Source organism: Nostoc sp. UHCC 0870, assembly GCF_022063185.1.
Lineage (GTDB): Bacteria > Cyanobacteriota > Cyanobacteriia > Cyanobacteriales > Nostocaceae > Trichormus.
Genome location: NZ_CP091913.1, coordinates 2,456,043 through 2,480,719 on the forward strand (window position 1 = coordinate 2,456,043; position 24,677 = coordinate 2,480,719).

The following is a 24,677-nucleotide window of genomic DNA, read 5'->3' on the forward strand; positions in this document are numbered from 1 at the left end:
ATTATGGATAACTTGCCAGTGGTTGCTCAAGCGGGTGCATCCCAACCAAATAACAATCAGGATAAGGAATTTTTAGTGCGATCGCCAGTTGATTCTCATTCTCAAATGCCACAACCTGTAGGTAGTGAGTTTGATCGGGCGATGATGCAACGCTGTTTGGAACTTGCCCGCCGTGCTTTGGGACGCACTTCACCTAATCCGTTAGTGGGGGCAGTAATTGTTAAAAATGGGCAGATTGTCGGGGAAGGGTTTCATCCTCGTGCTGGTGAACCTCATGCAGAAGTTTTTGCCCTGAGAGCCGCCGGAGAACTAGCGCGTGGTGCTACAGCCTATGTGAGTCTTGAACCTTGTAATCACTACGGACGTACTCCACCCTGTTCAGAAGCTTTAGTGGCGGCTGGTGTGGCTAGGGTAGTGGTGGGGATGGTTGATCCAAACCCCTTGGTAGCAGGTGGTGGGATTAATACCTTACGTGCGGCGGGAATTGAGGTATTAGTGGGTGTAGAAACAGAAGCTTGTCAGCAACTCAATGAAGCTTTTGTTTATCGCATTCTTCACAAACGACCTTTAGGTATTTTGAAATATGCTATGACCTTAGATGGTAAAATCGCCACTAATTCCGGTCATAGTGCTTGGGTAACAAACCAAGCAGCGCGTAGCGAAGTTCATCAATTACGGGCTGGGTGCGATGCGGTGATTGTTGGTGGTAATACTGTTCGTCAAGATAATCCTTATCTGACTAGCCATCAATTAGAGGCACACAATCCCCTACGGGTAGTGATGAGTCGCTCTCTCAATTTACCTACAGATGCCCATCTGTGGCAAACAGCAGAAGCACCAACTTTGGTATTGACAGAAGTTGGTGCTAACCCAGATTTCCAAAAATTTTTACTGGAACAAGGAGTGGAGGTATTAGAGTTACCATCTCTCACACCACAAGCAGCAATAGATCATTTATATACGCGGGGTTTTTGTAGTGTGTTGTGGGAATGTGGCGGAACTTTAGCAGCCAAAGCAATATCTGAAGGTGCAGTGCAGAAAATCTTAGCCTTTATCGCCCCCAAAATCATCGGTGGTAATCATGCACCGACACCTGTAGGTGATTTAGGTTTAAATACTATGACAGAGGCCTTGATTTTAGAACGCGTTCGTTGGCGTGTTGTTGGTGGCGATTGTTTGCTAGAAGGTTATTTGCCACAAAAGAATTAATAGCCAGTAGTTCATAGTCAATAGCAGTAACTATTGGCTATGGGCTAGTAAGTTGTAGATAGGTTACTATGAACACTGTCTATCATAAGCAATATCACGTATTAAAGATAGCCGAGATTGGATATAGTCAGTCAGGAAGTCAGTTTCATTTGGCTCTAAAAATGCTTGCGTTGTTGTTTGGTGTGCTAACCATTGCACCAAGCTAGCATCATCCATCTGCAAGAGGGTTTTAGTTTGGGAGTTTTCCACCACAGCCCAGAGTTGACGCAGAATTTTAGGAGTCATCAGACCTCAATTTAATCATTTAGCTTAGTTGTTTTCACATTACACAATTACAGCAGCAGATCACGACGTTACCCTACAAGCTGAGACAAGTATTATTAAAAACTTAATATAGGGTTTTAAAACTTGATTAAGTTTAATAATGTAACCACTACATTAAATAATTAACAAAAGTTAAAATTCAGTCAATTTCTGAGGCTGAGAATTGGATTCTAAAGTGCTTATTTATGAGTAGATAAAATTTTTTAAATCCCTTAGAGATGAAGATTTAAAATCTCAAGTCAATATTTTAGAAAGTGTGTTTCGCCACCCCCTAACTCAAGCTATTCATCGAGAGCTAAACATTTTGCGCCGTAATGGTTTAACAGGGCAGAATTTATTTAATCAACTAGTGCAGATTTACCGACAACATAATATGCAGGAATGGAATAATAATAATCTGCCAGTATTATCTCAGCCAATTCCGATGATTGTTTGTAGTCAAGCACTTTTATAGCGGTTCTCGCTTTAGTGAGGTACAAGAACCCCACCCCGCACGCAAGGAGGGGGTTATGATGTACCTCATGTGATTAGGAAACGCTATATCTTAGCTCGACTTTAGCCAAAATTAATAACTCGGTTTTTTTTATCCGGCAAAAACCCTGACTGTTTGGCAAATACTTTTTCCAGATCACAGAGTATCGATAAAGTTAAAAAAATAACCCTACTGTTGCACAAAGGTTTTACCCGCATTTCTCACAAATAGTAGGGGCTGGTTCATAGATATGCTCGAATCATTCACGAATATTTCGCTCAAAGAGCCCCTACAGACTCTGGACTGAGGTTGCAATAATTGGTGAGAAATCCGGGTTTAGCGATCGCATTCACGGTGCGAAAAAATGGATAAAGTTGAGCTAAGGGTTTGAGCAAATCTCACGCAATGCCCATACTACAAAAATTGGTATTAAATCCTTCTGAGACGCTTTCTTGTTAGAAAACCAATGACTCCAAATGCGGCAACTCCAAAACCAGAGAGTGGTGTTGGCTCTGGAACTTGAGTCAAGGTTGCTAAAGTTGGTACAGCAAAAACGAAATCATCGGTGGCAACTAGATCGATACCATTTGCTAAATCTTCACTACCAAATGATTGGATAGTCGTGCCATCAAAGCTAAATAGTGCTTTACTCCCAACAGTTAATTCTACTTCGGTCACAACAGGGTTGTCGAAGAGAACTCCCAAAAACTGAGTCTCTCCTGATGCCCCAACGGGGACGAAAAACTTACCAAGACTGACCTTCTTGCCACTGCGCGTAGTGCCGAAGTATTCGATACTGCTGCTTCTGGGATCTTCTACATCAACGAAGATCGCACCAAAACCTCGTGTCCCAGCCGCAATATTTGTGCCAGGCAATACGAAGGTTTGGTCAATGGAACGATCATCGAACTCGCCGGAGTTGAAATCGAACATCACAAAGGTATTGTTCGGACTGAAGGCGGGAAACTGCCCGGCTGTATCTGGATTGACACTAGCAAATCCATCGCCACTTACTGCATAAGGCTCTGAAAACAGCGCACCCGCCCCTTGGAAGCGATCAACCGGAATTGCAACTGTTTTTCCCAAATCAATTATTTGAGTGTTAGGGTTAACATCAGTTCCATCAAGACGGACACCATCCCAATTAATGCGACTGCCACCGCCGATCGCTGTGCGAAAATCATTGAAGGCAGTATTTGTTGTAGCTCCTGATCCACTAAAGACAAGAGTAGATGCCTGTGCTGATTCGGCAGCAGTCGTTAGAAGGCTTAATATTATGCCGCCTGCAACTGAAGCTAAAACTCCATGTTTAAACATAGTCTGTGTTCCTAGCTGTGAGTGATTATTTGGGAAGAATTCAAAATCCGGCTTTTAGATTTATCTGAGGATAATGAGGAAAATATGCAATCTTAAAGTCACAAAATTATTTCAGTGGCTGAGAGTATGTTTGAAAAGTTTTAGCCATATACTGAGATGCTACCCTACGGGAAGGCTTTGCCTACGTTCCTCAGCATGACATATAAGGGGAATTTTCAAACATCCTTTTAGCCACATTCAGAAATGAAGACTGGTGAATTAAAAGTCCTTCCTGTCACCTGTCACCTGTCACCTGTCACCTGTTCCCTATCCCCTGTCCCTATTCCCAATTTCCCGTTACTGTTGTTTTATCATGGTGTCATTTAAACAATAGTTGCTTAATTATCAATGGCGAACACTAACCCCATTGCCACACTCTATGTCAACCCTGTCACGGGGAACGATGCTAACTCTGGTTCACGGACAAGCCCGTTTAAAACCCTGACTCGTGCTTTAAAAGTGACTTCCCCGGCGATTATTCAGTTGGCGGCGGGGACTTATAACACTGTGAATAAGGAAGTGTTTCCCCTAGTCATCCCGGAAAGGTTGACGGTGCTTGGTAATGAAGCTAACAAAGGTGCGGGGATTTTAATTTCTGGGAGTGGAGAATATCAAAGCCCTAGCTTTGGGGTGCAGAATGTCACCTTAGTTTTATTGAATAAAACTACTCTCAGGGGTGTGACTGTGACTAATCCCGCCGCTAAAGGAACTGGGGTTTGGCTGGAATCAACAGCACCTTATATAGTGAACAATACTTTTACTAACTGCGGTCGAGAGGGTGTATTTACTAGCGGTACGGCTAAACCATATATTCTCGATAATGTGTTTGTGCAGAATGCCGCCAGTGGTGTGTTTATGGCACGTAATAGTAAAGGCGAAGTCTTGCGGAATGTCTTACAAAAGAATCCCTTGGGTATTGTTATTAGTGACTTTGCTGCACCTTTAATTGCCAATAATAAATTATCTGATAATCGGACTGCGATCGCACTTTCTCGCAATGCTAGGCCTGTACTGCGTGACAACCTGATTATTAAAAATACCCAAGGTGGGCTACTCGTCAACGAAAACGCCGTCCCGGATTTGGGCAACACTCAAGATATAGCCGGGAATATTTTTAGTGACAATGGTGGATTTGATATTCAAAATTCCTCAGTCCAGCCATTGATTTCTGTGGGTAACAAGTTAAATCCTACCCAAGTGAAGGGTCAGGTGAATTTTCTCGCCGCTACCATAGATAATCCCATGCAGTCGGCTAACACCAGTTTAATTGACCTAGCCGGACATTGGGCTACTCCTTTTGTGGAAGCTTTGGTAGGTAAGGGCTTTATTAGTGGCTTTCCTGATGGCACTTTTGCCCCCGATGCGCCCATTACCCGCGCCCAGTATGCGGCGGTGATTGCCAAAACCTTTAATTTGCCTACTAACAATCCCCAAAGTCAATTTAAAGATGTCAAATCTGACTTTTGGGCAGCATCAGCAATTACCAAAGCAGCCCAAATGGGTTTTATTAGTGGCTTCCCTGATGGTACATTTCGACCAGGGCAGAATTTAACTAAGGTGCAGGCGATAGTTTCCGTCGTTAATGGCTTAAAGCTGAGTGGTGGTAGTCCCAATGTGTTAAGTGTATATGGCGATCGCGCCCAAATTCCCAGTTATGCCACCAATCCCATTGCTACCGCCACCGAAAAACAATTAGTGGTGAATTATCCCCAAACTGACCAACTCAACCCACTGCGAGATATCACCCGCGCCGAAGTTGCCACTTTAATTTATCAAGCTTTAGTGACAAATGGACAAGAACAGGCGATCGCTTCACCTTATATTGTCAGGGTCGATATTGCCCTTCCCACCTTCACCGACCTCGGCGGACACTGGGCGGAAGCATTTATTCGCGGCTTGGCAGATATGGGGATCACTCATGGTTTTGCTGATGGTAGCTACCAGCCCAATAAACCTATGACCCGCGCCCAATATGCGGCTTTAGTAGCGGGTGCGTTCAACCCTACACCCCGCAGACCAGCCACAGACTTTATTGATGTACCCAAAGATTTTTGGGCTTATCAGGCTTTACAAATCGCCGCTAGTGGTGGTTTTGTCAGTGGTTTTAGCGATCGCACTTTCCGCCCCCACCAAAATGTACAAAGGCTACAGGTAATTGTCTCCTTAGTTAACGGACTTGCCCTATCAACAACCAATAATAATAGTTTCACTTATACTGACAGTAATACAATTCCTGAATATGCCCGTAAAGCTGTAATTACTGCCACCCAAGAAAGAATCATTGTTAACCACCCCGACCCTAAACTACTAGCACCCACGAAGGAAGCAACCAGGGCAGAAGTCGCCGCAATGGTCTATCAAGCCTTAGTTGCAATTCAACGTGCGCCAAGTATTAATTCAGCCTATATAATTTCGACAGTTGACAATTGACCAAGTAGAATGAGAAACACTGCTTATCAGCTTGGAAACTCTTGGTAACAAATCCTACAGTTCCCTACAGATTAGCTTCCCAAATATACCGGGTAGATAATCTACACCTCTTGCCAGCGGCCAAAAGTCCCATGTCACAATCAGTACCAATCACTTGTGCCAACTTGGCGATCGCCCTCTTAATTCACTATAGTTTTGACCTCAGTGGTTACAGTGCTAGTGAGTTAATTCATCGTTGGCGGAAACAATACCCACCAGATTGGTTGCATTTGGCAGTCATTGAAGCCTTATATCAAGGTCGCTACAAAGGAATTTCCGTGCAGCAAATATTGGCATTTTGGCTGCGCCGGGGGCAGGTGATCTATCATTTCAATATGGAATTTGAACGCCTGATTTGTAGTCAATTTCCCGCGAGTTTAACGGCTACTACCACCACAGCGTTAAATTTTCACCAACAACCAACGGTGTCTGAGAGAGTCACCCATGATCCTGATCCAGTGTTAGTTGCATCCCCGCCAGTAGAAAATGGTCATGGTAGTCAGCAAACATCGTCCATTCAGTTGATGAATGTCAAACAGCTAGAAACTGTTAGTCAAGAAGCAACTCAACCAACACCAAAAGTTTTAGCCGCGTCGAGGGTGGGTGTGATGACAGCTGCTGTTCAACCAAGGTTAAAGCCAGCAGAAATCCCCAGTCAAGAGATAAATGATCCACCCATAACGCTGAATCATCCACCTATTGGGCAGTTTACCCCAGCCAAGAGCGATCGCTCGGAATCATTCACCTCTAAACTCAAAGCGATGTCCGAGGATCAAATATATAGTATGTAGAGTGGGTGATACCTGCGGTAAGCTGCCTGAATAAAACCTTGAGAAATAACTGGAGCGATCGCACTTATAAACTAACTTTTTTTTTGACACTCCCCTGGCTAAAGCCGTTCGCGCAAGCGTCTCGCTAGAGAGGGGATTCTACTTTCACCCTAGCCACTTGCTCAACCAGGGTTTCCCCAAGTAGAGTAGAGGTTGCTAGTCCAGTAGCGTTACTTTGGGATTGCCCATCCCTAGCTTTTGCATCGCGTAGCGTGCCGTAGGCAAGATTCAGAATATTTTTTGCAGCGTTGACATCTCTTTGTAGCTCACATCCACAATTACATTTATGAGTACGAGTTGAAAGAGATTTTTTAACAATTGCGCCACAATCACTACATTTTTGTGATGTCATTTTTGGGTTGACAGCAATAGTTTTTGTGTTGAATTTAGCCGAAAAATATTCTAACCAATGACGAAACAATCCCCAGCTAACATCATTAATTGATTTAGCAAGACAATGATTTTTCACCATGTTCTTAACCCTTAAATCTTCGTAGACTACTAAGGCGTTAGCCTTGCATACGTTACGCGCTATTCTCTTAGCGTGTTCACTCCGTTGTCTACTTACTTTTAAGTGTTTTCGAGCATATCTTTGTCTAGCTTTCCGTCGTTCGGTTTTACCTTTTTCTTTTTTGTAAATCTGACGCCCGGCGTGTTTAATTGATTTTTCTGCTTTTCTCAAGAACCTGGGATTAGGTTCATGATGTCCATTGGAATCAGAGTAGAAAAATTCTAAACCAACATCTAAACCCACTTCACCATTAGCAATTCTTGACTCACTTAATGGTTCGGTTTTAATTGAAAATTGGCAATAGTACCCATCAGCTTTTTTGACTAACCTTACCCGTTTAATTAACTTGACTGGGTAAGTGTGAATATCCCATTTACCAAGTAACTTTACTTCACCAATACCTTTTTTATCGGTAAAAGTAATACGTCGTTTAGTGGGATGTAGTGACCATCCAGAAGTCTTATATTCAACGGAACGATTGTCTTTCTGAAAACGTGGATATCCTTTTTTGCCTGGGGTCTTTGATTTGCAATTACTGTAGAACCTATCAATAGATGACCATGCTCTCTCTGTTGCAGATTGGCAAGCCATTGAATTTAGTTCTTCTACAAACTTAAATTCCTTCCGTAGTGCTGTTGAGTAATTATTGAGAGCAACCTTATTAATATTGTCTTCTCTTGGCGCATCCATCCAGTATTTAATGGCTTTATTTCTAATGAACTGTGTAGTTCTAATAGCTTCATTTATTGCTTGATACTGTAATTTTGTACCCTTGATTTTATACTCTAATACCAGCACTAATTAATCACCTCCTTACGTTGCTTTATTTTTAAAGATGATACCATGAATAGGTAGCCAATGGGAGACAAATGAAAACAAAAAGATTAAATGTAAGACTAACTGACCGCAGGTATCACAAGTTGACTCTATTAGCTGCTCAGTCAGACAAGACTATCAGTAGTCTTGTTGATGATTGGATTGATTCTTTACCAGAGCCTAAAAAACTAAATCTCGCTGAAGGCTAAAGCCTTACTCGTGGTTTTCATCCCCTGTCTAAAGCACGAAATACGCAACTGCGTTGCTGTTTCTCAGGGGTTTTCAACCTACCCCTTATAAACATCTTTTCGGTGTTTGCACTGTAAAATTTGTACAAGTTGACTTTCATCATCAATCTCATAACGAACTCTATAATCACCCACCCTGATACGATACTCGTTATCAAAACCTTTTAACTTGACAATTCCATCGGGACGCGGTTCTGAAGTAAGATTTTGGATTTTCTCAATCACACGCGCCATCGCATCATTTGGTAAGTTGTCAATCTGCTTTTGTACCGACTTTGAAATAACAACCGTATAACTCATTATCTGTGATCTGAGCGGTGAGCAAGATATTCATCTATAGTTATTGACTCACCATTTCTATACTCAGCGCGAACTGCTTGAATTTCTGCCTGTGTTTCTGCATCATCTTCATACAATGCTTCTTCGTCTGCAAAAATTTGTTGCTCAATTAGCTCTTGCAATTGGAGTTTTTCTTTTAAATCCAGAGAAGATATTGCTGCTGCTAAAGCTTCTAAGGAGAGTTGTACTTTAACAATGGCTGGCATTTTTCTCCTCTTAGGTGTATTTTTTCGCCCTTTGACAAGTTATTGTAGTTCTTGTAGGTTGCTTTGGGCATAACCCAACCATTATCATAACTCAAGTTTTAATGCGATCGCCTAACATACCCTTGGGAAATAACTGGAGCGATCGCAGCTAATTTTCTTTATGATAAGCTAGGCAATGACTGTTTTACCTTTTCAAATGAAGTCACCTCAAGGAAATTTGAGAACTAGAATCAGCTGACAGAATTAGCATAGATGTGTAGAGTAGTTGAGGAATGTTTACCATCTCTCAAATTTGACGCATCCATCTATGGATAGAAAAACTAAACGCCTGTTGTTGCTTGTGGCTTCTTGTAGTGTAGCTGGTGTAATTTTAGGGGGGACTGCTAGTTGGGCGGAAAGCAATATGTGCTTGCAAGCCGAAGAGGTTACAAGCGATTGCTTAACTCAAAACCCCATGCAAAAAACTATAGCAGGCATGAGTACAGGATTGTTAGCGGGAGCAGGAGCAGCTTTTGGTGTAGCCTGGAATGTGCGCCATGAAGATTAAAAAGTGTAATTGCGATCGCGCACCCAGAGACTAACCGGTACAGCATTACCTTGGGGGTCTACTTTAACTTTGACAGTGATTGGTCGTAGCCGTCTAGTTCTATTTTGACTAGCAGAACGGCGGATATCTTCATTGATTAACTGGCGTTGTTCATCAGCGATATTGAATGTTTCTACACCGTAGTTAACAAAACCATTCTCATACACACCTCTGAGGGCTACTTGATTGTTGGGGAGAGAATTGGGTAAGGTACTAGTTACACGCACAGGTCGCCAAGACCTAGGTACACCACGACTAAAGGATTGTTGTTCGCGCAAAATCACATATAAATTAGTACCTGAAAGTAACCGTCCGTTCCTCCCCCCATTACTCCTGACAACATTATTCCAGCCAGGTAATCTTCTCAAATTAGAGATCCGCGCTATGTTGTAATCAAGATTGAGAGTATTTCCTTGCAATACATTTTCGAGAGATGAAGCCACAGTTTGCAAAATCACCTCTTTACCTGTGAGGTTAGTATATGCAGCTTGGGTAGGGACTGCCAAAATTATCCCTGTTTGCAGCATTAAGGGAACTAATAACCGCCAAAAAGGTAAAGGCTGATTAGACTTTTGTTCCGTCGCAGTCAGGTAATCTTTAAAAGTCAGCTTTTTTGAGAACTCCGCTTCGGGAGACAAAGTTTTACTTTTGCTAGATTCAGAGGATTTATCTGACATGGTTGTAGTCCTAAAAGTAATGGGTTGTTGGGGAAATTAAATCAGGACTTACGCAGATTGGGGACTGGGGATTGGGGACTGGGGACACTTCTCTGCGAGACGCTCCGCGAACGACAAGTGATACAGTGAGCCTGTCGAACTGCTCAGTGCATCGCTGGGGACTGGGGATTAGATAAATTATCCACTCAGCACTCAGCACTCCTAACTCAGCACTAATCTTTACTCTTACTCCCTGATGAACTAGAACCACCAGTGACACGACGTTCAAACCACAATCCCGCGCTAATTAATGTCGAACCGCACATTACGAAAACCATCGATTTAAACAGTAAATCGGTGTCGTACTCTAGCATTCGACTAATAACTAATAGGGTTAACAATAGCATCCCGCCCCAAAATGAGCGTCTATTGTTGAGTTTTAACCCTTCTTGAATGAATCCCCAAGAAAGTACCACCAACAGCACACTGAAAATGAAACTACCTAGGTCGCCAATGCGATTAACAGCTTGATGCCAAAAAGGTACTACTACTATAAAACCTAGAAAAGTAGCAATCAGACCAGTCTTAAATACCACTTCCCGCCGGGATGGGTTATTTGTTTGACGTAAGAGAAACAGCCATTGCAATACGGCTAGACCACTGAGAATCCCCAAATCGATGATTGGGAGAGACATTAAACCGTTGTTTCTTGATGTAAAAGAATTAAAAGCAAGTCCTTGCCATGGCCATCGAAAAGAAAGAGCATAAAAGACTAAACCAAAAGCAATTAAAGATAAATTGCGCGCTAGGGGTTGAAATAACCTGTAATTGATGGAGGGAAACAGTAGGTCGTCATAACTCCAGAATAATGCCGGTGGCAGTGCTAAGGCAAAGGATGCCACCCAAGGGGCCATATTAGAGAAGTTCTGTAATGGTAGGGGGTTGAGGTTAAATTGTAGAGAACTGGCAAAAAAGAAGGCGGCGAAGAAGAAAATCCACCGGGAACGACAGGAGTAGGCTAAGGGTACAAACAATAGCCATGAGATTAAAGGCATATGTCGGACTGCTAGCCTAGCCCAATTCCAGTCAGCCGACCCTGAAGAATTCCATAAATCGCCTAATCCAAACCAATAACCAATCTGCACGAGGATAATAGCCAGAATCCCTAGAGAATTGAGGGAGAGACTATAGGCCATGAACGACACACCAAATCCCCAGGCGAGAAATAGTTGTGTAGTCGAACCACTGATATTAAAAATCTGCGCCATCAGCATGATATTCACGCCGAGGATCAAAGCCGCTAAGATTAAGAGTGCTTCTCCTAAAATGCGGTTGCTGCGTTGTTTCTTTTTCCCTTCACTTTTACCTGATTTCGGTTCTTGCCAGGTGTAAAAACCTACGATGCTAACGGAGATAAACAAACTCATCATCATGATAAATTTGACATCTCTCGCCCAGGAAAACCAGTTAGCAGCTACGAAGGTGGTTACACCCAAGATTAACAGGATACCACCGACAGCGATCGCAATCATCATAAAGCGATCGCGCGCAGCTGCTTCTAAATTCTTAAATTGATGGCGATCGGCAATTTGTTGATATTGGGAAGCACTAATGATTCCTTCATCACGCCATATTTGTGCTTCCCGCCGCAATCTCTTCTGAAAATTATCAAACATCGTGACCCTCTCTAGTGCGTTTGGGCAGCTTGGCAATCATTCGTCCAGGATTTACGCAAAGAGATAGTCTTATACCAATTCGCAATTCGCAATTAAGAAAGTCAGATACCATCTGGATTTCAAGCTTTGCATCTGTTGCTTAATTTTGGAGAATTGGTATTAAATGGGGCATGGGGCAGAAAAAAGTCAAAAGTTTTTCCCCTACTCCCCTGCTTCTTACCCAGTCCCCAGTCCCTCATTTAATAAATGGTGGTCATTATATTCTAAAGTATGAGGCTAAACCACTGATAAGCATTGTTCTTCTGTAACAGTTTTACTAATGGAAAAACCATCAAATTTATTGCTGAAACTTGCGCGGCGTTTGTCTGAAAACCTTGATAATCAAGAGAAATTTATTGAATCATTAATTTCTCCTCAGTCCTTTCATCCCTGTATCCTTTGGTGTCAAAATAAGCCAGATAGCTTACCTTTTTCAGTAGAATCTCCATTGAATTGGCAACCACAGTTTATAGATCGTTTAGAGTTAGGACAAAAACCAGGTAAACACCCCTTACATCATCAAGGATATTTTTATTGTTTAGATTTTTCTTCTGTATTTGCAGCTTCTATTTTATTAGCAATTCCTCAATCAGTGCAGTTAATTTTTGATATGTGTGCTGCACCAGGAGGTAAAAGCATATTTGCTTCGCAAGCTTTGCAACCAAATTTAATTATTTGTAATGAAGTAATTGGCAAACGTCTAGGAATGCTGATATCTAATTTAAAGCGTTGCCATATTAGCCCTAGTATTATAGTCAATAGAGATTCTAGTATCTTTGCAGAAAGTATCCCCCTGACCTGTGATTTAGTATTAGTTGATGCCCCTTGTACTGGACAATCTCTATTAGCCAAAGGCGAAAAAGCCCCAGGATGTTTTCACCCAACAGCTATTAATAAAAGTGCCAATCGTCAAAAAAGAATCATTGCTAACTCCGCGCAACTAGTTGCACCACAAGGTTATTTAGCTTATATGACTTGCACCTATTCCCCAGAAGAGAATGAGCAGGTTTGTGAGTGGTTTTTATCACGTTTTCCGCAGTTTCAACCAGTAAAAGTTACCCACTTAGAAAATTATCAATCACATCTCACAAGCATTCCCTGTTATCGTCTATTTCCTGAAGATAGATTAGGTGCTGGTGCTTTTACCGTGCTGTTTCAAAACACTGATGTAGGAGAACGACAAGAGTTAGATATGGAAGTTCTAAATGATTTAGGTATTATCCAAAAGCTTTGAAAAACCTCGCTCCCCTCTCGTAGAGACGCGATTTATCTTAGAGGTTGTTTGAAAAGTCGGAAGGGGTATCAAAATGTCATTCTGACTTGAGCGGAGCGTAAGGAAGAATCTAGGCTTTGTGGCACATACACCAGATGTTACCCTGCGGGAACGCTTTCAGCGAACATTCCGCTACGCTGCATACTCCTGCGGAGAAGCAAGCTACAACATGACAAAGAAACAGACTTTTAATTACGAATTACGAATTACGAATTACGAATTACGAATTAAAAAATGAATCATCCCTGAGACAGACAAGTAAATAAAGCATCACACGTCATTAGTCGGAGGAGAGTTAACTTATTACTTTCTTAGGATGGCTGTAGGAATTTAAAAGCTTTGTGATATTGAGCTTTATTTTCACTATTGCTGTTAGTACAAATAGTAAAACATAGGGGCTAAAAGTATGACAATGACAGGATTAGATATTTTTGATACCACCTTGCAGAATACTATCCCTTGGGTGAATGAATTATGTAATAAGCTGGGATGGGACAACAAACACAAAGTATTCCAGGGATTGCGGGCGACCTTGCACGCTTTGCGCGATCGCCTGACAATAGAAGAAGCTGCTCATTTAGGCGCACAATTGCCCATCTTACTAGGGGGATTTTACTACGAAAACTGGCGACCTGGGGCAACTCCCATTAAAGATAGAACCAAGGAAGCGTTTCTACAACATATCCGTGATTACTTCCGCACCTCTGACCCCGATATTGATGCGGAGATGGTGGTGCGTGCTGTATTCAAACTCCTGGCTGAGAGGGTGACTAGAGGTGAAATTGCAGATGTCATTAATATGATGCCATCTCAGTTGCGAGAACTTTGGCCAGAAGAAATTCGTGCTTAAGATATCATATGACCTATGTGATAGCCCCCTCCTCGCTGGCGGGGAGGGTTGGGGGTGGGGTTCTTGTTGGAAAAGCCGAAAGGGTATAATTTTGTCATTCTGACCGAAGGGAAGAATCCAGAGTTTCCTGGATTTAACGATGTTTTTGATACCGTCCAATTAATTCTGCTGTTGCTAAAACATGACCTGACATAGCCGCTTCTACTTGGTCTTTAGTAGCACCAAAATCTAGTCCTAAAGACCCATCAAGAGCATAAAGTTTGAAAAAATAACGATGGATTCCTTTTGGCGGACAGGGTGGAAAATAACCGAATTTGTCAGCATCATTTTTACCCTGAATTCCCCTACCATCTAGTATAGGTGTAGTAGGAATTGCATCTGGTAAGTGGTTAGTATGGGAAGGTAAATCATAGATAACCCAGTGAACAAAGGTTCTATTTGGTGCATCTGGGTCATCGACAATCAGGGCAAAACTTTGCGTTTCTATCGGTGCATCTTCCCACTTTAATGCAGGAGAAATTCCTTCACCTTCGCAAGAAAATTTGAGTGGAATCATGCCATTTGCAGAAAAACTATCACTTAGCAGTTTCATAGTGTATTTGTAATCAGTGATATTAAAAAATGATCATTGTCTGCAATCATCCTAATACTTCAAAATTTATTTATCCTCTTTCTCAAGTGGCAATTCCACATCGTAGTAATAATACTGAAGCGGTAGTATAAATACTTGAATAAAATATACTGAAAATATCATAGGTTCTTGTATGTCATACCTGCCTTTTCAGTGTCATAATTTAAAAGATCAAGTTGACTCTATATTGCAACTTTTGCAGCAAGAAAAATCTTTGCGATCGCAAGACATTATCCCTGTCCAAACTTCTTTAGGTAAAGCGATTTCTCCCAGATTTGAAATTGTGTTTGCTGGCGCATTTAGTGCAGGTAAATCGATGTTGATTAATGCACTGTTAGAACGGGAGTTACTATACAGTGCAGAAGGACACGCCACAGGTACAGAATGTAAAATTGAGTATGCAGAATTAGACCAAGAACGGGTAGTTTTAACCTTTTTAAGTGAAGCACAAATTAGGGAACAAGCTACTTCTTTATGTCAACAATTAGGCTTTAAAACAGCAGCTAATCTCAATCAATCTGAATTAGTTAGCTTATTGTATCAAGGATGCGAAGCAATTATTCAGCAAGAGGGTGGAGAGAGTAAATCAGAACGTGCTAAACAAGCCAAAGCATTAATATTATTGTTGCAAGGATATGAGGCGAACCGTCAACATATTCATACTATCAATAATGCGACATATTCGATGGAGCAATTTAACTTTTCTAATCTCAAAGAAGCGGCTGAATATGCGCGGCGTGGTAGTAATAGCTCGGTTTTAAAGCAGATTGAATATTATTGCAACCATCCCTTACTGCAAGATGGTAACGTAATTATTGATACACCTGGTATTGATGCACCAGTAGAGAAGGATGCACAGTTAACTTACACTAAAATTCAAGATTCCGAGACATCGGCGGTGGTGTGTGTGCTAAAACCGGCTTCGGCTGGTGACATGACGAAGGAAGAAACGGAACTGTTGGAGAAAATGCGGCAAAATGGAGGAATACGCGATCGCGTGTTTTATATTTTCAACCGCATCGATGAAACTTGGTATAATACCCAATTAAGGCAACGACTAGATAACTTAATTAATGGACAGTTCCGTGATACCAGCCGAGTTTATAAAACCAGTGGGTTACTCGGATTTTACGGCAGTCAAATTAAACAGACAGCAAAACAAGATAGATTCGGTTTAGACTCTATTTTTGCAGATAGTGTTAAAGGTGTAAATGGTGTAGAAGAAACGCCACAGTTTGTTTACGCCTTTAATAACTATTGTGTCAGTTCTGGAAAACTTGCGTCTACTAGTTTTCGGATTTCTCTTAATGGTTTTGAATCACCCAACACCAACTATGTACGCATTTTAGCTGAACAGGGAACACCTTTAATTAATCAGCTAATTCAAGATAGTGGTATTGAAGAATTTCGCACGGCTATCACTCGTTATCTAACTGAAGAAAAGCGTCCCCAGCTTTTTCAAACTCTCGCTGACGACTTAGAAGATATTTGTATTAAGCTGAAAAAACACTATCAATCTTTACATCGAGATTTAGATAGTCAGCCACAAGAAATTGAGACGATGAAAAAATATGAATTACAACGTCTCAATCAACAATTGCAACAAGTGGGTAGAGATTTTAGTCAGCAGATGACAGAAGAAGTTAACCAGGTAATTAATAATTCCTGTGATGTGTTTGAAACTGATTTCAAGCAATTACAATCTCGGATGATTCGCCGTTTAGATGAATTGTTAGATACCTTCTCTGTGGCTGATGCTTATCGCCGTGCAACTCTCAGTCATCCGCGCAATGCTACCGCACCATTATTAGCAATTTTAGTAGAGGCTTTTTATTATCTAGCCAATCAATTAGAAGATATTTTAGTTGAATCATGTCAACAAGTGGTTGCTAATCTCTTCCAAAGGTTAATGGAGACAGTGCGTAAATCAGAATATTATCGCCAATTGTATCGTTTATTGGGTAATGATGCGGGAATTGAACAACAGATAAAAGCACTAGAAAAGCGTGTGTCTCAATCTTTAGTAGATGCAGCCAGTATAGAGTGCGATCGCTTTGTGCGCGAAAGTCATTTATTCTATGATGAAGGCACTTTTTCTATCTATCAATTTCGGCAAACTTTACTACAAACTTCCCAAGGTTACGACTGTGAAAGCATGGTAGAAGCAGAACCAGCTATTAGACAATTATTAAAGTTAGATTTTGAGCCAAAGGTTTCTCAAACCATCCGTAAAACCTTCCGCCAAACGATTAACCAAATCCTCAAAACTCACTTATTACCAATGGCTGAAAGCCAAGCAGAAGAAATTTTGCAACAGTATCCCCAAGCACGGGTTTATTTAGAACAAACTCTGCAACAAGAAGTAGAGGAAAAGATTGCTAATAATAGGCGTTTGCTCAGTGCTTTAGAACAAAAAATGGAGGCTTATAATTTGGCAGTTACTAATATTAATGATTGCTTACAAGGAATGCAGTTATATGATCATCTCTTACCTGTGATTAATATGAGCGAATCAGAAATTGAAAAGATAGCTACTAGTAATGGAGTGATTATTTCCGATGGTTTATTAGATGGAATAGCACAGGTTTAGCATCTGTATTATAGCGGTTCTCGCTTTAGTGAGGTACAAGAACCCCACCCCCAACCCCCTCCCCGCACGCAAGGAGGGGGCTATGATATACCTCATGTGATTAGGAAACGCTATATTTTAAAATACAGTTCTCTTAAGCATAATTGTAGGTTGGGTTGAGCAATAGCGAAACCCAACAAAAAGGATAATATCAGGATTTTTATGAATAAAACTCCACGTATTCATATACCACAAACAGTTAGACAATACGTATTCCACCGCGATAAATACCAATGTCAAAGTTGTGGTAAAATAGCCGCAGAAATTGACCTCACTATCGACCATATTATCCCTTTGGCGCGTGGTGGTGAAAATGATATTAGCAACTTGCATACACTTTGTTTCACCTGCAATCAGCGTAAAACTGATAAAATTGATCATCGCTTCCGACGGCAGTTTAAAATTTAGCTAATAAGCAAGTTTGTAGTAAGGACTTTAGTCCTTAGAGGTTGTTTGAAAAGTTGCAAGGATTATAAAAATGTCATTCTGACTGGAGTCCTGAGCGAAGGGTTCGCGCCAGCGTTCCCGTAGGGTAGGAACTGTAAGGAAGAATCTAGTCCTTGTGGTATATACCAAGATGTTACCCTGCGGGAACGCTTTCAGCGTTGGCGAAGCCTGCACTTTGCGCTTACATTCCGCTACGCTGCATACTCCTGCGGAGAAGCAAGCTACAACATGACAAAGAAGTAGACTTTTAAAACATCCTCTTAGAAAAATCAGGACTAAAGTCCTTACTACGAACCGTCAAAACTAACTAAGAATTGCGTTAGCGGAGCGGGACGTTAGTCCATTGCGAATTGGTTTAACTTTTGGGTAGTGGTAGCCTAAACGTAAAAGTTGCACCCTGTCCTAAACCGGGACTTTCGGCTTGGACTGTACCCCCGTGTAGTTCAACAAAATGACGGACAATTGCCAGTCCCAGTCCCAGTCCACCCTCGGCTCTAGTGGTCTTAGAATCGGCTTGGCGGAAGTATTCAAAGACGTGGGGTAAAAATTCGGGTGTAATGCCTTTACCTGTATCCATCACCTGAATTTGTGCTTCAACTCCCACCTGTTCTAACCGCACCTCTACTTGTCCGCCTGGGGGTGTAAACTTGACGGCATTTGAGAGTAAATTCCAGACTACCTGCTGCAAGCGATCGCTATCACCCATCACTTGGCTGATATGATCATCTAGTAATGTGTGTATGTGAATTGATTTAGCATCTGCGGCTAAACGCACTGTCTCTAGTGCGGCTGTAATTGTGGCGCGTAAATCCACTCGGCGAATATTGAGATTGAGCTTACCCCGTAAAATTCGCGACACATCCAGCAAATCATCAATTAATTGTGTTTGTAATTTAGCGTTGCGTTCAATTGTTTCTAAGGCTTGGGTGATGGTAGCTTCATCATACTTGCGGGTGCGGAGTAACTTAGCCCATCCTAAAATCGGATTGAGGGGAGTCCTGAGTTCATGGGAAAGGACGGTGAGGAATTCATCCTTGATGCGGTTGGCTGATTCAGCAGATGCACGGGCATTTTTTTCGGCTTCGTAAAGTTGAGCGCGGGCGATCGCCTGGGCGCACTGTTGTGCTAACGTCAACATATATCTTTGGTCTTCTGCTGCAAATATTTGCTCTGTAGCAAAGCTCAAAGCTAACACCCCAATTGTATGCTGTTCCACTACCAGAGGAATACAAGCAAAGGCACAATTGCCGGTAAGGGATGGCACATCAGCAATGATAGGATATTGACTAACGAAGGCGGCGATGTTTTCTAAAAAAATCGGTTCTCCAGTTCTGGCTGCTACCGCTATGGGAACATGAGCTGTGATGGGGAAACTAGACCAATTTTCTCTGACAGATGCAGGATAGCCAATGGCTTCTACTATCTTCAGGGATTTACCACCCTCCCCTAATAAGACAACAGAACCACCTGAAGCCCCCAAGGCCGCAATTCCTTGATTAACTACCACATCAGCCACTTGTTGGGGTGTGAGGGCTTCTGAAAAAGCAGCCGTGATACTTTGTAACCTAGCTATGCGACTTGCAGCAATTTCTGCGGCTTGTTTTGCCTGTTGAGTTTCTTGGTAGAGTCTGGCATTATCAATGGCTATAGCCGCACGGTGGGCAATATCTTCTGCTAATGCTAAGTCTGGTGGTTGATAATATCGGATTGATTCGCCGATGACAAAAGAAATCACGCCAAATAATTGTCCGTGTGAGTAGAAGGGAATCACCATCAAAGAACGTATTCCCAAACTTTGCAGTAGTTGCAAATGTGCTTCATCTCTAGCCATCTCTACTAATAGAGAATCTGGGAATTCAGCATAAAAAACAGACTCTCCTTGTAGTAGCTTTTCGTAGAATGGATGTTTACCCTCACTACTAACTGGATAGCGGCGTTGAATTTCCTCCAGGATTTGACGTTTTTGGGGATTGTTAGAAGCGATCGCTACCCGTTTAATTGACCAGTCTGGTTGTAAAATATCTACTGTACACCAGTCAGCTAGGGTAGGCACTGCCAAGTTAGCTACGTTATTCAGTGTCACTTCATAATCTAAGGAAGCCGCTAATGTGGTGCTGGCTGCGACTAAAAAATTTTGTGCTGCTTGTGCTTGTTTGCGATCGGTAATATCTTCTACAATGCCTAAAGCATATTGTACTTCTCCTTCATCATTCCATACCGCCGATGAAGTCAGATTGACCCAAACAATAGAACCATTTTTGTGGATGTATCGCTTCTCTAGAGAATAACTATTAATCTCCTGTGCTAACACTCGTTGAACTTGATGACAATCAGTTTCCAAGTCATCAGGATGGGTAATGTCCTGAAAGTTCATCTGCATTAACTCGTCATGAGTATAACCAGTAAGTTGACATAGTGCCGGATTGACTTGTAGGAATTTACCATCTACAGTGATGAGGGCTATACCCAAAGCTGCCTGGCTGAATATAGCTCGAAATCTAGCTTCGCTTTCTCGTAATGCTTGCTCAGTTCGCTTCTTTTGCGTAATATCAAGGCTAGTTACACCTACTCCCAACAATTGCCCATCTGGTAAACAGACTGGATAGTAACTGACAAGCCCACAACGATAAACCCCGGATGGATAGGTTTCTCCCATCACTTCTTGATTCAGTAATGGTTCTTTAGTTTCCATGACTCCATACAGAATCGGTTCTATTTGATTCGCCCAATCTGGTAATACTTCCCTCACCGTGCGCCCAAGATGTTGGCTTTGCGATACACCATTAATCACCGCCAGTGCTTCATTAGCATAAACGTAGCGCAGTTCTTTATCTAAAAAAGCCAAGGCTAGAGGCGAACTGGCTAGCCAAGCATTCAGCAATGCTAAGGATTCTTCTTTCTCCTGAATAGCTTGTTGCAAGTTCTGACGCAATTTCGCTTTTTCTTGCTCTACTTGCTGACGTTGAGTAATATTGACTGCGGCACAAGTGATTCCCTGAATTTGATTATTCTCTTTGAGGGGTTCTACTAGCAAATCATAATACAGAACCTGTCCATGCAATATTACACAAACTTCCTCACGTGCGGAAATATCCCTTTCTAAAACTTTGCGCTTAATTCTCGTGAGTTGTTCTGCTATAGCAGGAGGAAATAATTCATCGTCAGACTTTCCTAATATTTCTTCAGCAGTTGCTTCACCTTGGGGGTTATGAATCCACTGATAACGCAAATTACTATCCTGCTGAAATACTACAATTTCTGAGCTACTTAATGCTAATCGAAACCGCTCTTCACTGACTTTGAGTTTATTTAAGTTCACCTCATCTCTGCGTTTAGCATTCTTTAATGCAACGCACAAAGTAGTGAAAAGCAATCCTTGCAAAACAAACAAACCAAGTTTTACAGAATTAGCAATATCTAAAGATAGTTCATATTGGGGATCAAGAAAAAAATAATTGCTGAGTAAAGCAGATAAGCCGATTGCCAACAGTCCCGAATTCCAACCCCCAAACCAAGCATTCAATATTACCGCACTAAAAAATAGTATAAAAGGAGTGCCACTCATTTCTACCCAAGGATCTAGAATTAGCATTAACATCAGTGTTAACAGAACTGTTAACACGGCAATGCCAAAGCGTATTAGAGATGAACTAGCAATGTAGGGCATGAAAATTTAGGACAACCAATACTGATTGTAGAAGCTTTACATAACCTAAGCTAGTTTGCACATTTTTGTAATTTACCTCTAGATAGATTCTCGTATCAGCTAAAAAGACCTCTTTAGTTAGATGAAATTTTCTCACTAACTTACTTTTTCATGATAAATATAAGTTTTCCCGCAAAACTTATTTGAAACTTAATATTTAAGACAAATTTTTGATATTGAAGATAGTAATATAGCTGTCCTCGTTTGAGTGAGGAACAAGAACCCCAACCCCCTAAGAGCCAGCAGGGAGGGGGCTATGATATACCTTATAGAGGAAACGCTATATCATCAACACACACTACAAAAAGTTGAGAGTATTCAGCACAGCTACTAATTTGTCTATATGTGCTGCATGATGGGTTGCCATTAAAGAGATTCTAATACGACTTGTGGGGACTGTCGGCGGACGGATAGCGGGGGCAAAAATGCCGGCTGCTTTGAGTTGCTGTCCAGCTTGCAGAGATGTTGTAGCACTAGGTAGCTGAAAACAGAGTATAGGTGAGTTGGATGGTAGTAATGTCAGGTGGGGTAATTGCTGCGTGAGTAATTGTTTTAAGTAATTTACGTTTTGCCATAATTGAGTGCGGCGTTGCGGTTCTGCTTGGACTATTTTCAGTGCGGCGATGGCGGCGGCTGTGTCTGCGGGTGATAATCCAGTAGTGTAAATCCAACTAGGGGCGCGATTTCGCAAATAATCAATTAAGGTAGCACTTCCGGCTACATAACCGCCTAAACTTCCCAGTGCTTTACTCAAAGTACCAATTTGAATTAATTGCCTACCACTACAGCCAAAATATTCTACGCAGCCAGCACCAGTTTCACCCATCACCCCAGTTGCATGAGCTTCATCAACTAGCAGCATACAACTAAACTCGTCAGCTAAATCTAAGAGTGTAGGTAAAGGGCATAAATCCCCATCCATGCTGAAGACAGTATCAGTCAAGATTAAGCAGCGACGGTAGTTTTGTCGTTGCTGAATTAACAGGGTTTTAAGTTGTGTGACATCACAGTGGGGGTATTCTATTACTGTTGCCCCACTGAGAACTGCACCATTTTTCAGGCTGGAATGATTGTACTGGTCAGAGAAGATTAAATCTCGCTTACCTACCAAAGCTGCGATCGCACCAATATTAGCTAGATACCCAGAACTAAATACTAAGGCATCTTCCGTTTGTTTTAAAGATGCGATCGCTATTTCTAATTCCCTATGTAATTCCCGATGTCCACTAAGTAGTCTAGAACCAGTGCTACCAGTCCCAAACTCTTGAATAGCTGCCACAGCCGCCCCTAGCAAGCGTTCATCCCCAGCCAACCCCAAATAGTCATTACTAGCAAAATTAATTACTTCCTGCCCATCTAAGACCACCGTCGCCCCTGGTAGACCAGAGATTGTACGGACTGAACGATACCAGTCAGCTCGATGAATGGTTTCTAGAGAATTTTGTAACCAAGCATAGGGATCGAGCATATTGATATAATCGCTTTTTGGGGCATGAATTATAGATGAATATCTTGCTAACCGATCAAATCTAGCATCATTGAGTTACGCTGTCGTTATTTTCAAGTCGGTACAAAAGCAAATTGATAACTTGCCATATCCACCAGATACAGGAAAAAATTATTTTAATCTTATTTTAACTGTTAAGGATTTCATCTATATCTTGCACCCGGGTTGCCGCAATATCGGCTTCAGCTTTCGCAATTAGTCGATCTAATTTTCCCGATGTCAAATCATTTTCGATTTGCTTATCCCACATTTGTTCCAAATATTCTTGCAGCCAAGCAGCTAGTTGACGAATATCATTTTCCGGTAGTTGTTTGATAACAGCTTCGATTTCTGGCAAAGTACCCATATCTGAGTCGATACTTAAATACATTTTCTTATTGCTGATTACCTTAACTAACTTGCTCACTACTGCTTAGATGAGCGATCGCTTGTCTGATCCAATCTTCTACATAGGCATCTTTTGGTAATCCAATATCTTCACTAACTACGTGTAAGGCGTGGCTGACTTCGTGGGCTGTGTATCCTAGGGCAAATAAAGTCATTTGCACTTCTTCTAGAATACCGGGGGCTGGCCCTTCGGTGGCGACGAAGAAGCCTGCTGATTTGCGCCACTCGATTAATTTAGCTTTCAGTTCCAAACAAATGCGTTCAGCGATTTTCTTACCCACACCAGGGGCTTGAATGAGTATTTGGGTGTTAGCAGCAATGATGGCTTGGACTAAATCTGGTAATTCCAGAGTATCTAATAACGCGATCGCTGAAGCTGCACCTACACCACTCACCGTTAATAAATGGCGAAATAAATCTCGTTCTGCTGGAGAAGCAAAACCGTACAGTAATGGTACTTCTTCCCGAACTTGGTAATGGGTGAAGATTTGCACCAAGTCCCCAGTTGTGGGTAGTTGTTTGGCTAACCGTTGGGGAATTTGCAAGTCATAACCCATCCCGTTGACTTCGAGGGTCAAAATCACGCGATTGCTGTTTTGGTTTTGGATACCGGCAACTATACCTTTGAGATAACTAATCATTATAGGAAACCAAAATACTTTAAACCTTCAAGAATTCCACCCGCACAAAAATCTTGTGCTAGGTAACGATGGTCTGCGGGATAATCGCTGTGCCATTCCAGCAACTCTGGCCGGGCGTTCCCGACTATGATTCCCCGTTCGTTGCCTACAGCGAATAAAGCAATATCATTACCTGAATCACCACAGACAACTGTTTGTTCTGCTGCAAATTTCCACTTCCGACGTAGAAACTGCATTGCCTGACCTTTATCGCTGCTACGCGGCACAATGTCAAGGTCAATACCGCTACTATAAATTAACTTTACATTTAATTCACATTTCTCTAACTCTGACTCAAGTTGTGGTATCACAATAGCAGCTACTTCTTGCTGAAGGAAAAAGCTGATTTTATAGGGACGCTGTTCTGAGTCTGGTTGTGGGACTAAATCAGGAAATTGCTGAGTAATTGATAATACCAATTCCTGATTCCAACCGAGGGAGAGAATTTCTGACCAAGCTGCATCAGGAGTACCATCACCATCAAGATAAATCTCTGTACCCACTGAAAGAACTAACCCATCTGGTTCTACAAGATTTTTTTCCTCTTGCAGTTCCTTGTACAAAACAGGCGATCGCCCAGTAGCATAGACTATCTTCGTACCATATTCTTGGCGATGCTCCGTCAGCATTTGAGTCAGTTGTACCAGGGCTGCGTCATTACCTACAAATGTGTGATCTAAGTCGGTGACAAACAGAAATGGTTTCATTGCTTTCATGATGATTTACTCCAAGTGATATGGTCGTCAAAATACTGAAAAATTTCGTATTCGTTAAGAATATTCGTAGGTTGGGAAGCCACGGACTTAGACGAGTCTTCGGGCTTGGGGCGA

24 protein-coding genes are annotated in these 24,677 nt (G+C 41.8%); 11 read left to right on the top strand and 13 right to left on the bottom strand.

The features are described from left to right. Window positions 1-3 precede the first annotated feature (3 nt). Complete coding sequence (gene ribD / locus L6494_RS10655) at window positions 4-1,209, top strand: bifunctional diaminohydroxyphosphoribosylaminopyrimidine deaminase/5-amino-6-(5-phosphoribosylamino)uracil reductase RibD (protein ID WP_237994601.1); 1,206 nt, start codon at window positions 4-6, stop codon at window positions 1,207-1,209. 66 nt (window positions 1,210-1,275) lie between these two features. On the opposite strand, the gene L6494_RS10660 is transcribed toward ribD, so the two are convergent. Beyond that, window positions 1,276-1,494 (bottom strand): hypothetical protein, encoded by a 219-nt coding sequence (locus L6494_RS10660; protein ID WP_237994603.1) that lies wholly within the window; start codon window positions 1,492-1,494, stop codon window positions 1,276-1,278. 295 nt (window positions 1,495-1,789) lie between these two features. Here L6494_RS10660 and L6494_RS10665 point away from each other — a divergent pair, with 295 nt between their 5' ends. Beyond that, window positions 1,790-1,987: a hypothetical protein gene (locus L6494_RS10665; protein WP_237994605.1), complete on the top strand. Its 198-nt coding sequence runs from the start codon at window positions 1,790-1,792 to the stop codon at window positions 1,985-1,987. A 447-nt stretch (window positions 1,988-2,434) separates the two neighbouring features. On the opposite strand, the gene L6494_RS10670 is transcribed toward L6494_RS10665, so the two are convergent. Next, window positions 2,435-3,322 (bottom strand): PEP-CTERM sorting domain-containing protein, encoded by an 888-nt coding sequence (locus L6494_RS10670; RefSeq protein ID WP_237994607.1) that lies wholly within the window; start codon window positions 3,320-3,322, stop codon window positions 2,435-2,437. 387 nt (window positions 3,323-3,709) lie between these two features. On the opposite strand from L6494_RS10670, the gene L6494_RS10675 reads away from it, so the two are divergent. Together L6494_RS10675 and L6494_RS10680 are read left to right on the top strand one after the other, a co-directional pair. After that, window positions 3,710-5,791, top strand: a complete 2,082-nt coding sequence (locus L6494_RS10675) for an S-layer homology domain-containing protein (protein WP_237994610.1) — start codon at window positions 3,710-3,712, stop codon at window positions 5,789-5,791. A 131-nt stretch (window positions 5,792-5,922) separates the two neighbouring features. Beyond that, a complete protein-coding gene (locus L6494_RS10680; protein WP_237994612.1) occupies window positions 5,923-6,621 on the top strand; it encodes a hypothetical protein in 699 nt (232 codons plus the stop codon). Window positions 6,622-6,745: 124 nt separating this feature from the next. On the opposite strand, the gene L6494_RS10685 is transcribed toward L6494_RS10680, so the two are convergent. Beyond that, window positions 6,746-7,969 (bottom strand): RNA-guided endonuclease InsQ/TnpB family protein, encoded by a 1,224-nt coding sequence (locus tag L6494_RS10685; protein WP_237994614.1) that lies wholly within the window; start codon window positions 7,967-7,969, stop codon window positions 6,746-6,748. 71 nt (window positions 7,970-8,040) lie between these two features. On the opposite strand from L6494_RS10685, the gene L6494_RS10690 reads away from it, so the two are divergent. After that, window positions 8,041-8,196 carry a hypothetical protein gene (locus tag L6494_RS10690; protein WP_237989624.1) on the top strand — a complete coding sequence of 52 codons (156 nt, stop codon included), beginning with the start codon at window positions 8,041-8,043 and terminating at the stop codon, window positions 8,194-8,196. Window positions 8,197-8,274: 78 nt separating this feature from the next. Here the strand turns inward: L6494_RS10690 and L6494_RS10695 are convergent, their stop codons facing one another. Together L6494_RS10695 and L6494_RS10700 are read right to left on the bottom strand one after the other, a co-directional pair. Next, window positions 8,275-8,535, bottom strand: a complete 261-nt coding sequence (locus tag L6494_RS10695; protein WP_237994616.1) for a type II toxin-antitoxin system RelE family toxin — start codon at window positions 8,533-8,535, stop codon at window positions 8,275-8,277. After that, window positions 8,535-8,780 (bottom strand): hypothetical protein, encoded by a 246-nt coding sequence (locus L6494_RS10700; protein ID WP_237994618.1) that lies wholly within the window; start codon window positions 8,778-8,780, stop codon window positions 8,535-8,537. Before L6494_RS10700 ends, L6494_RS10695 begins: the two co-directional genes overlap by 1 nt. Before the next feature lie 307 nt (window positions 8,781-9,087). Between L6494_RS10700 and L6494_RS10705 the strand changes: the two genes are divergently transcribed. Beyond that, on the top strand, window positions 9,088-9,327 hold the full coding sequence (locus tag L6494_RS10705) for a hypothetical protein (protein ID WP_237994620.1): 240 nt from the start codon (window positions 9,088-9,090) through the stop codon (window positions 9,325-9,327). Here the strand turns inward: L6494_RS10705 and L6494_RS10710 are convergent. Together L6494_RS10710 and L6494_RS10715 are read right to left on the bottom strand one after the other, a co-directional pair. Then, window positions 9,324-10,043 carry a GDYXXLXY domain-containing protein gene (locus L6494_RS10710; protein ID WP_237994622.1) on the bottom strand — a complete coding sequence of 240 codons (720 nt, stop codon included), beginning with the start codon at window positions 10,041-10,043 and terminating at the stop codon, window positions 9,324-9,326. The two genes, L6494_RS10705 and L6494_RS10710, sit on opposite strands and share 4 nt — an antisense overlap. A 212-nt stretch (window positions 10,044-10,255) precedes the next feature. Then, window positions 10,256-11,698: a DUF2157 domain-containing protein gene (locus L6494_RS10715; RefSeq protein ID WP_237994625.1), complete on the bottom strand. Its 1,443-nt coding sequence runs from the start codon at window positions 11,696-11,698 to the stop codon at window positions 10,256-10,258. Window positions 11,699-12,017: 319 nt separating this feature from the next. Between L6494_RS10715 and L6494_RS10720 the strand changes: the two genes are divergently transcribed. The 3 genes from L6494_RS10720 to L6494_RS10730 all read left to right on the top strand — a co-directional run bounded on the left by L6494_RS10720 (window position 12,018) and on the right by L6494_RS10730 (window position 13,860). Next, entirely contained in the window at window positions 12,018-12,971 is a 954-nt protein-coding gene (locus L6494_RS10720) for an RsmB/NOP family class I SAM-dependent RNA methyltransferase (protein WP_237994626.1), read from the top strand. 118 nt (window positions 12,972-13,089) lie between these two features. Beyond that, window positions 13,090-13,248, top strand: coding sequence for a hypothetical protein (locus L6494_RS10725; protein ID WP_237994628.1), 159 nt, complete (start codon window positions 13,090-13,092; stop codon window positions 13,246-13,248). A gap of 168 nt (window positions 13,249-13,416) precedes the next feature. Then, window positions 13,417-13,860: a DUF2267 domain-containing protein gene (locus L6494_RS10730; RefSeq protein WP_237994630.1), complete on the top strand. Its 444-nt coding sequence runs from the start codon at window positions 13,417-13,419 to the stop codon at window positions 13,858-13,860. A gap of 133 nt (window positions 13,861-13,993) precedes the next feature. Here the strand turns inward: L6494_RS10730 and L6494_RS10735 are convergent, their stop codons facing one another. Then, complete coding sequence (locus L6494_RS10735) at window positions 13,994-14,452, bottom strand: YbhB/YbcL family Raf kinase inhibitor-like protein (protein WP_237994631.1); 459 nt, start codon at window positions 14,450-14,452, stop codon at window positions 13,994-13,996. A 172-nt stretch (window positions 14,453-14,624) separates the two neighbouring features. Here L6494_RS10735 and L6494_RS10740 point away from each other — a divergent pair, with 172 nt between their 5' ends. Next, window positions 14,625-17,081: a dynamin-like GTPase family protein gene (locus L6494_RS10740; protein WP_237994632.1), complete on the top strand. Its 2,457-nt coding sequence runs from the start codon at window positions 14,625-14,627 to the stop codon at window positions 17,079-17,081. A gap of 201 nt (window positions 17,082-17,282) precedes the next feature. Then, entirely contained in the window at window positions 17,283-17,528 is a 246-nt protein-coding gene (locus L6494_RS10745; RefSeq protein WP_237994633.1) for an HNH endonuclease, read from the top strand. A 394-nt stretch (window positions 17,529-17,922) separates the two neighbouring features. Here the strand turns inward: L6494_RS10745 and L6494_RS10750 are convergent, their stop codons facing one another. The 5 genes from L6494_RS10750 to L6494_RS10770 form a co-directional block, all read right to left on the bottom strand. Continuing rightward, window positions 17,923-21,234, bottom strand: a complete 3,312-nt coding sequence (locus L6494_RS10750; protein WP_237994634.1) for a PAS domain S-box protein — start codon at window positions 21,232-21,234, stop codon at window positions 17,923-17,925. Window positions 21,235-21,571: 337 nt separating this feature from the next. Beyond that, window positions 21,572-22,741, bottom strand: a complete 1,170-nt coding sequence (bioF, locus tag L6494_RS10755; protein ID WP_237994636.1) for an 8-amino-7-oxononanoate synthase — start codon at window positions 22,739-22,741, stop codon at window positions 21,572-21,574. 166 nt (window positions 22,742-22,907) lie between these two features. After that, window positions 22,908-23,150 carry a hypothetical protein gene (locus L6494_RS10760; protein WP_442946993.1) on the bottom strand — a complete coding sequence of 81 codons (243 nt, stop codon included), beginning with the start codon at window positions 23,148-23,150 and terminating at the stop codon, window positions 22,908-22,910. Window positions 23,151-23,169: 19 nt separating this feature from the next. Further along, window positions 23,170-23,808, bottom strand: a complete 639-nt coding sequence (gene ruvA / locus L6494_RS10765) for a Holliday junction branch migration protein RuvA (protein WP_237994638.1) — start codon at window positions 23,806-23,808, stop codon at window positions 23,170-23,172. Beyond that, on the bottom strand, window positions 23,808-24,554 hold the full coding sequence (locus L6494_RS10770; protein WP_237995950.1) for a sucrose-phosphate phosphatase: 747 nt from the start codon (window positions 24,552-24,554) through the stop codon (window positions 23,808-23,810). The genes ruvA and L6494_RS10770 overlap by 1 nt, the downstream gene beginning before the upstream one ends. Window positions 24,555-24,677: the final 123 nt, after the last annotated feature.

Bases quoted from the DNA above. Each gene is read 5' to 3' on its own strand.
- ribD (WP_237994601.1), top strand. From the start codon at position 4: ATGGATAACTTGCCAGTGGTTGCTCAAGCGGGTGCATCCCAACCAAAT.
- L6494_RS10660 (WP_237994603.1), bottom strand. From the start codon at position 1,494: ATGACTCCTAAAATTCTGCGTCAACTCTGGGCTGTGGTGGAAAACTCC.
- L6494_RS10670 (WP_237994607.1), bottom strand. From the start codon at position 3,322: ATGTTTAAACATGGAGTTTTAGCTTCAGTTGCAGGCGGCATAATATTA.
- L6494_RS10675 (WP_237994610.1), top strand. From the start codon at position 3,710: ATGGCGAACACTAACCCCATTGCCACACTCTATGTCAACCCTGTCACG.
- L6494_RS10680 (WP_237994612.1), top strand. From the start codon at position 5,923: ATGTCACAATCAGTACCAATCACTTGTGCCAACTTGGCGATCGCCCTC.
- L6494_RS10690 (WP_237989624.1), top strand. From the start codon at position 8,041: ATGAAAACAAAAAGATTAAATGTAAGACTAACTGACCGCAGGTATCAC.
- L6494_RS10695 (WP_237994616.1), bottom strand. From the start codon at position 8,535: ATGAGTTATACGGTTGTTATTTCAAAGTCGGTACAAAAGCAGATTGAC.
- L6494_RS10700 (WP_237994618.1), bottom strand. From the start codon at position 8,780: ATGCCAGCCATTGTTAAAGTACAACTCTCCTTAGAAGCTTTAGCAGCA.
- L6494_RS10705 (WP_237994620.1), top strand. From the start codon at position 9,088: ATGGATAGAAAAACTAAACGCCTGTTGTTGCTTGTGGCTTCTTGTAGT.
- L6494_RS10710 (WP_237994622.1), bottom strand. From the start codon at position 10,043: ATGTCAGATAAATCCTCTGAATCTAGCAAAAGTAAAACTTTGTCTCCC.
- L6494_RS10715 (WP_237994625.1), bottom strand. From the start codon at position 11,698: ATGTTTGATAATTTTCAGAAGAGATTGCGGCGGGAAGCACAAATATGG.
- L6494_RS10720 (WP_237994626.1), top strand. From the start codon at position 12,018: ATGGAAAAACCATCAAATTTATTGCTGAAACTTGCGCGGCGTTTGTCT.
- L6494_RS10730 (WP_237994630.1), top strand. From the start codon at position 13,417: ATGACAATGACAGGATTAGATATTTTTGATACCACCTTGCAGAATACT.
- L6494_RS10735 (WP_237994631.1), bottom strand. From the start codon at position 14,452: ATGAAACTGCTAAGTGATAGTTTTTCTGCAAATGGCATGATTCCACTC.
- L6494_RS10740 (WP_237994632.1), top strand. From the start codon at position 14,625: ATGTCATACCTGCCTTTTCAGTGTCATAATTTAAAAGATCAAGTTGAC.
- L6494_RS10745 (WP_237994633.1), top strand. From the start codon at position 17,283: ATGAATAAAACTCCACGTATTCATATACCACAAACAGTTAGACAATAC.
- L6494_RS10750 (WP_237994634.1), bottom strand. From the start codon at position 21,234: ATGCCCTACATTGCTAGTTCATCTCTAATACGCTTTGGCATTGCCGTG.
- bioF (WP_237994636.1), bottom strand. From the start codon at position 22,741: ATGCTCGATCCCTATGCTTGGTTACAAAATTCTCTAGAAACCATTCAT.
- L6494_RS10760 (WP_442946993.1), bottom strand. From the start codon at position 23,150: ATGTATTTAAGTATCGACTCAGATATGGGTACTTTGCCAGAAATCGAA.
- ruvA (WP_237994638.1), bottom strand. From the start codon at position 23,808: ATGATTAGTTATCTCAAAGGTATAGTTGCCGGTATCCAAAACCAAAAC.
- L6494_RS10770 (WP_237995950.1), bottom strand. From the start codon at position 24,554: ATGAAACCATTTCTGTTTGTCACCGACTTAGATCACACATTTGTAGGT.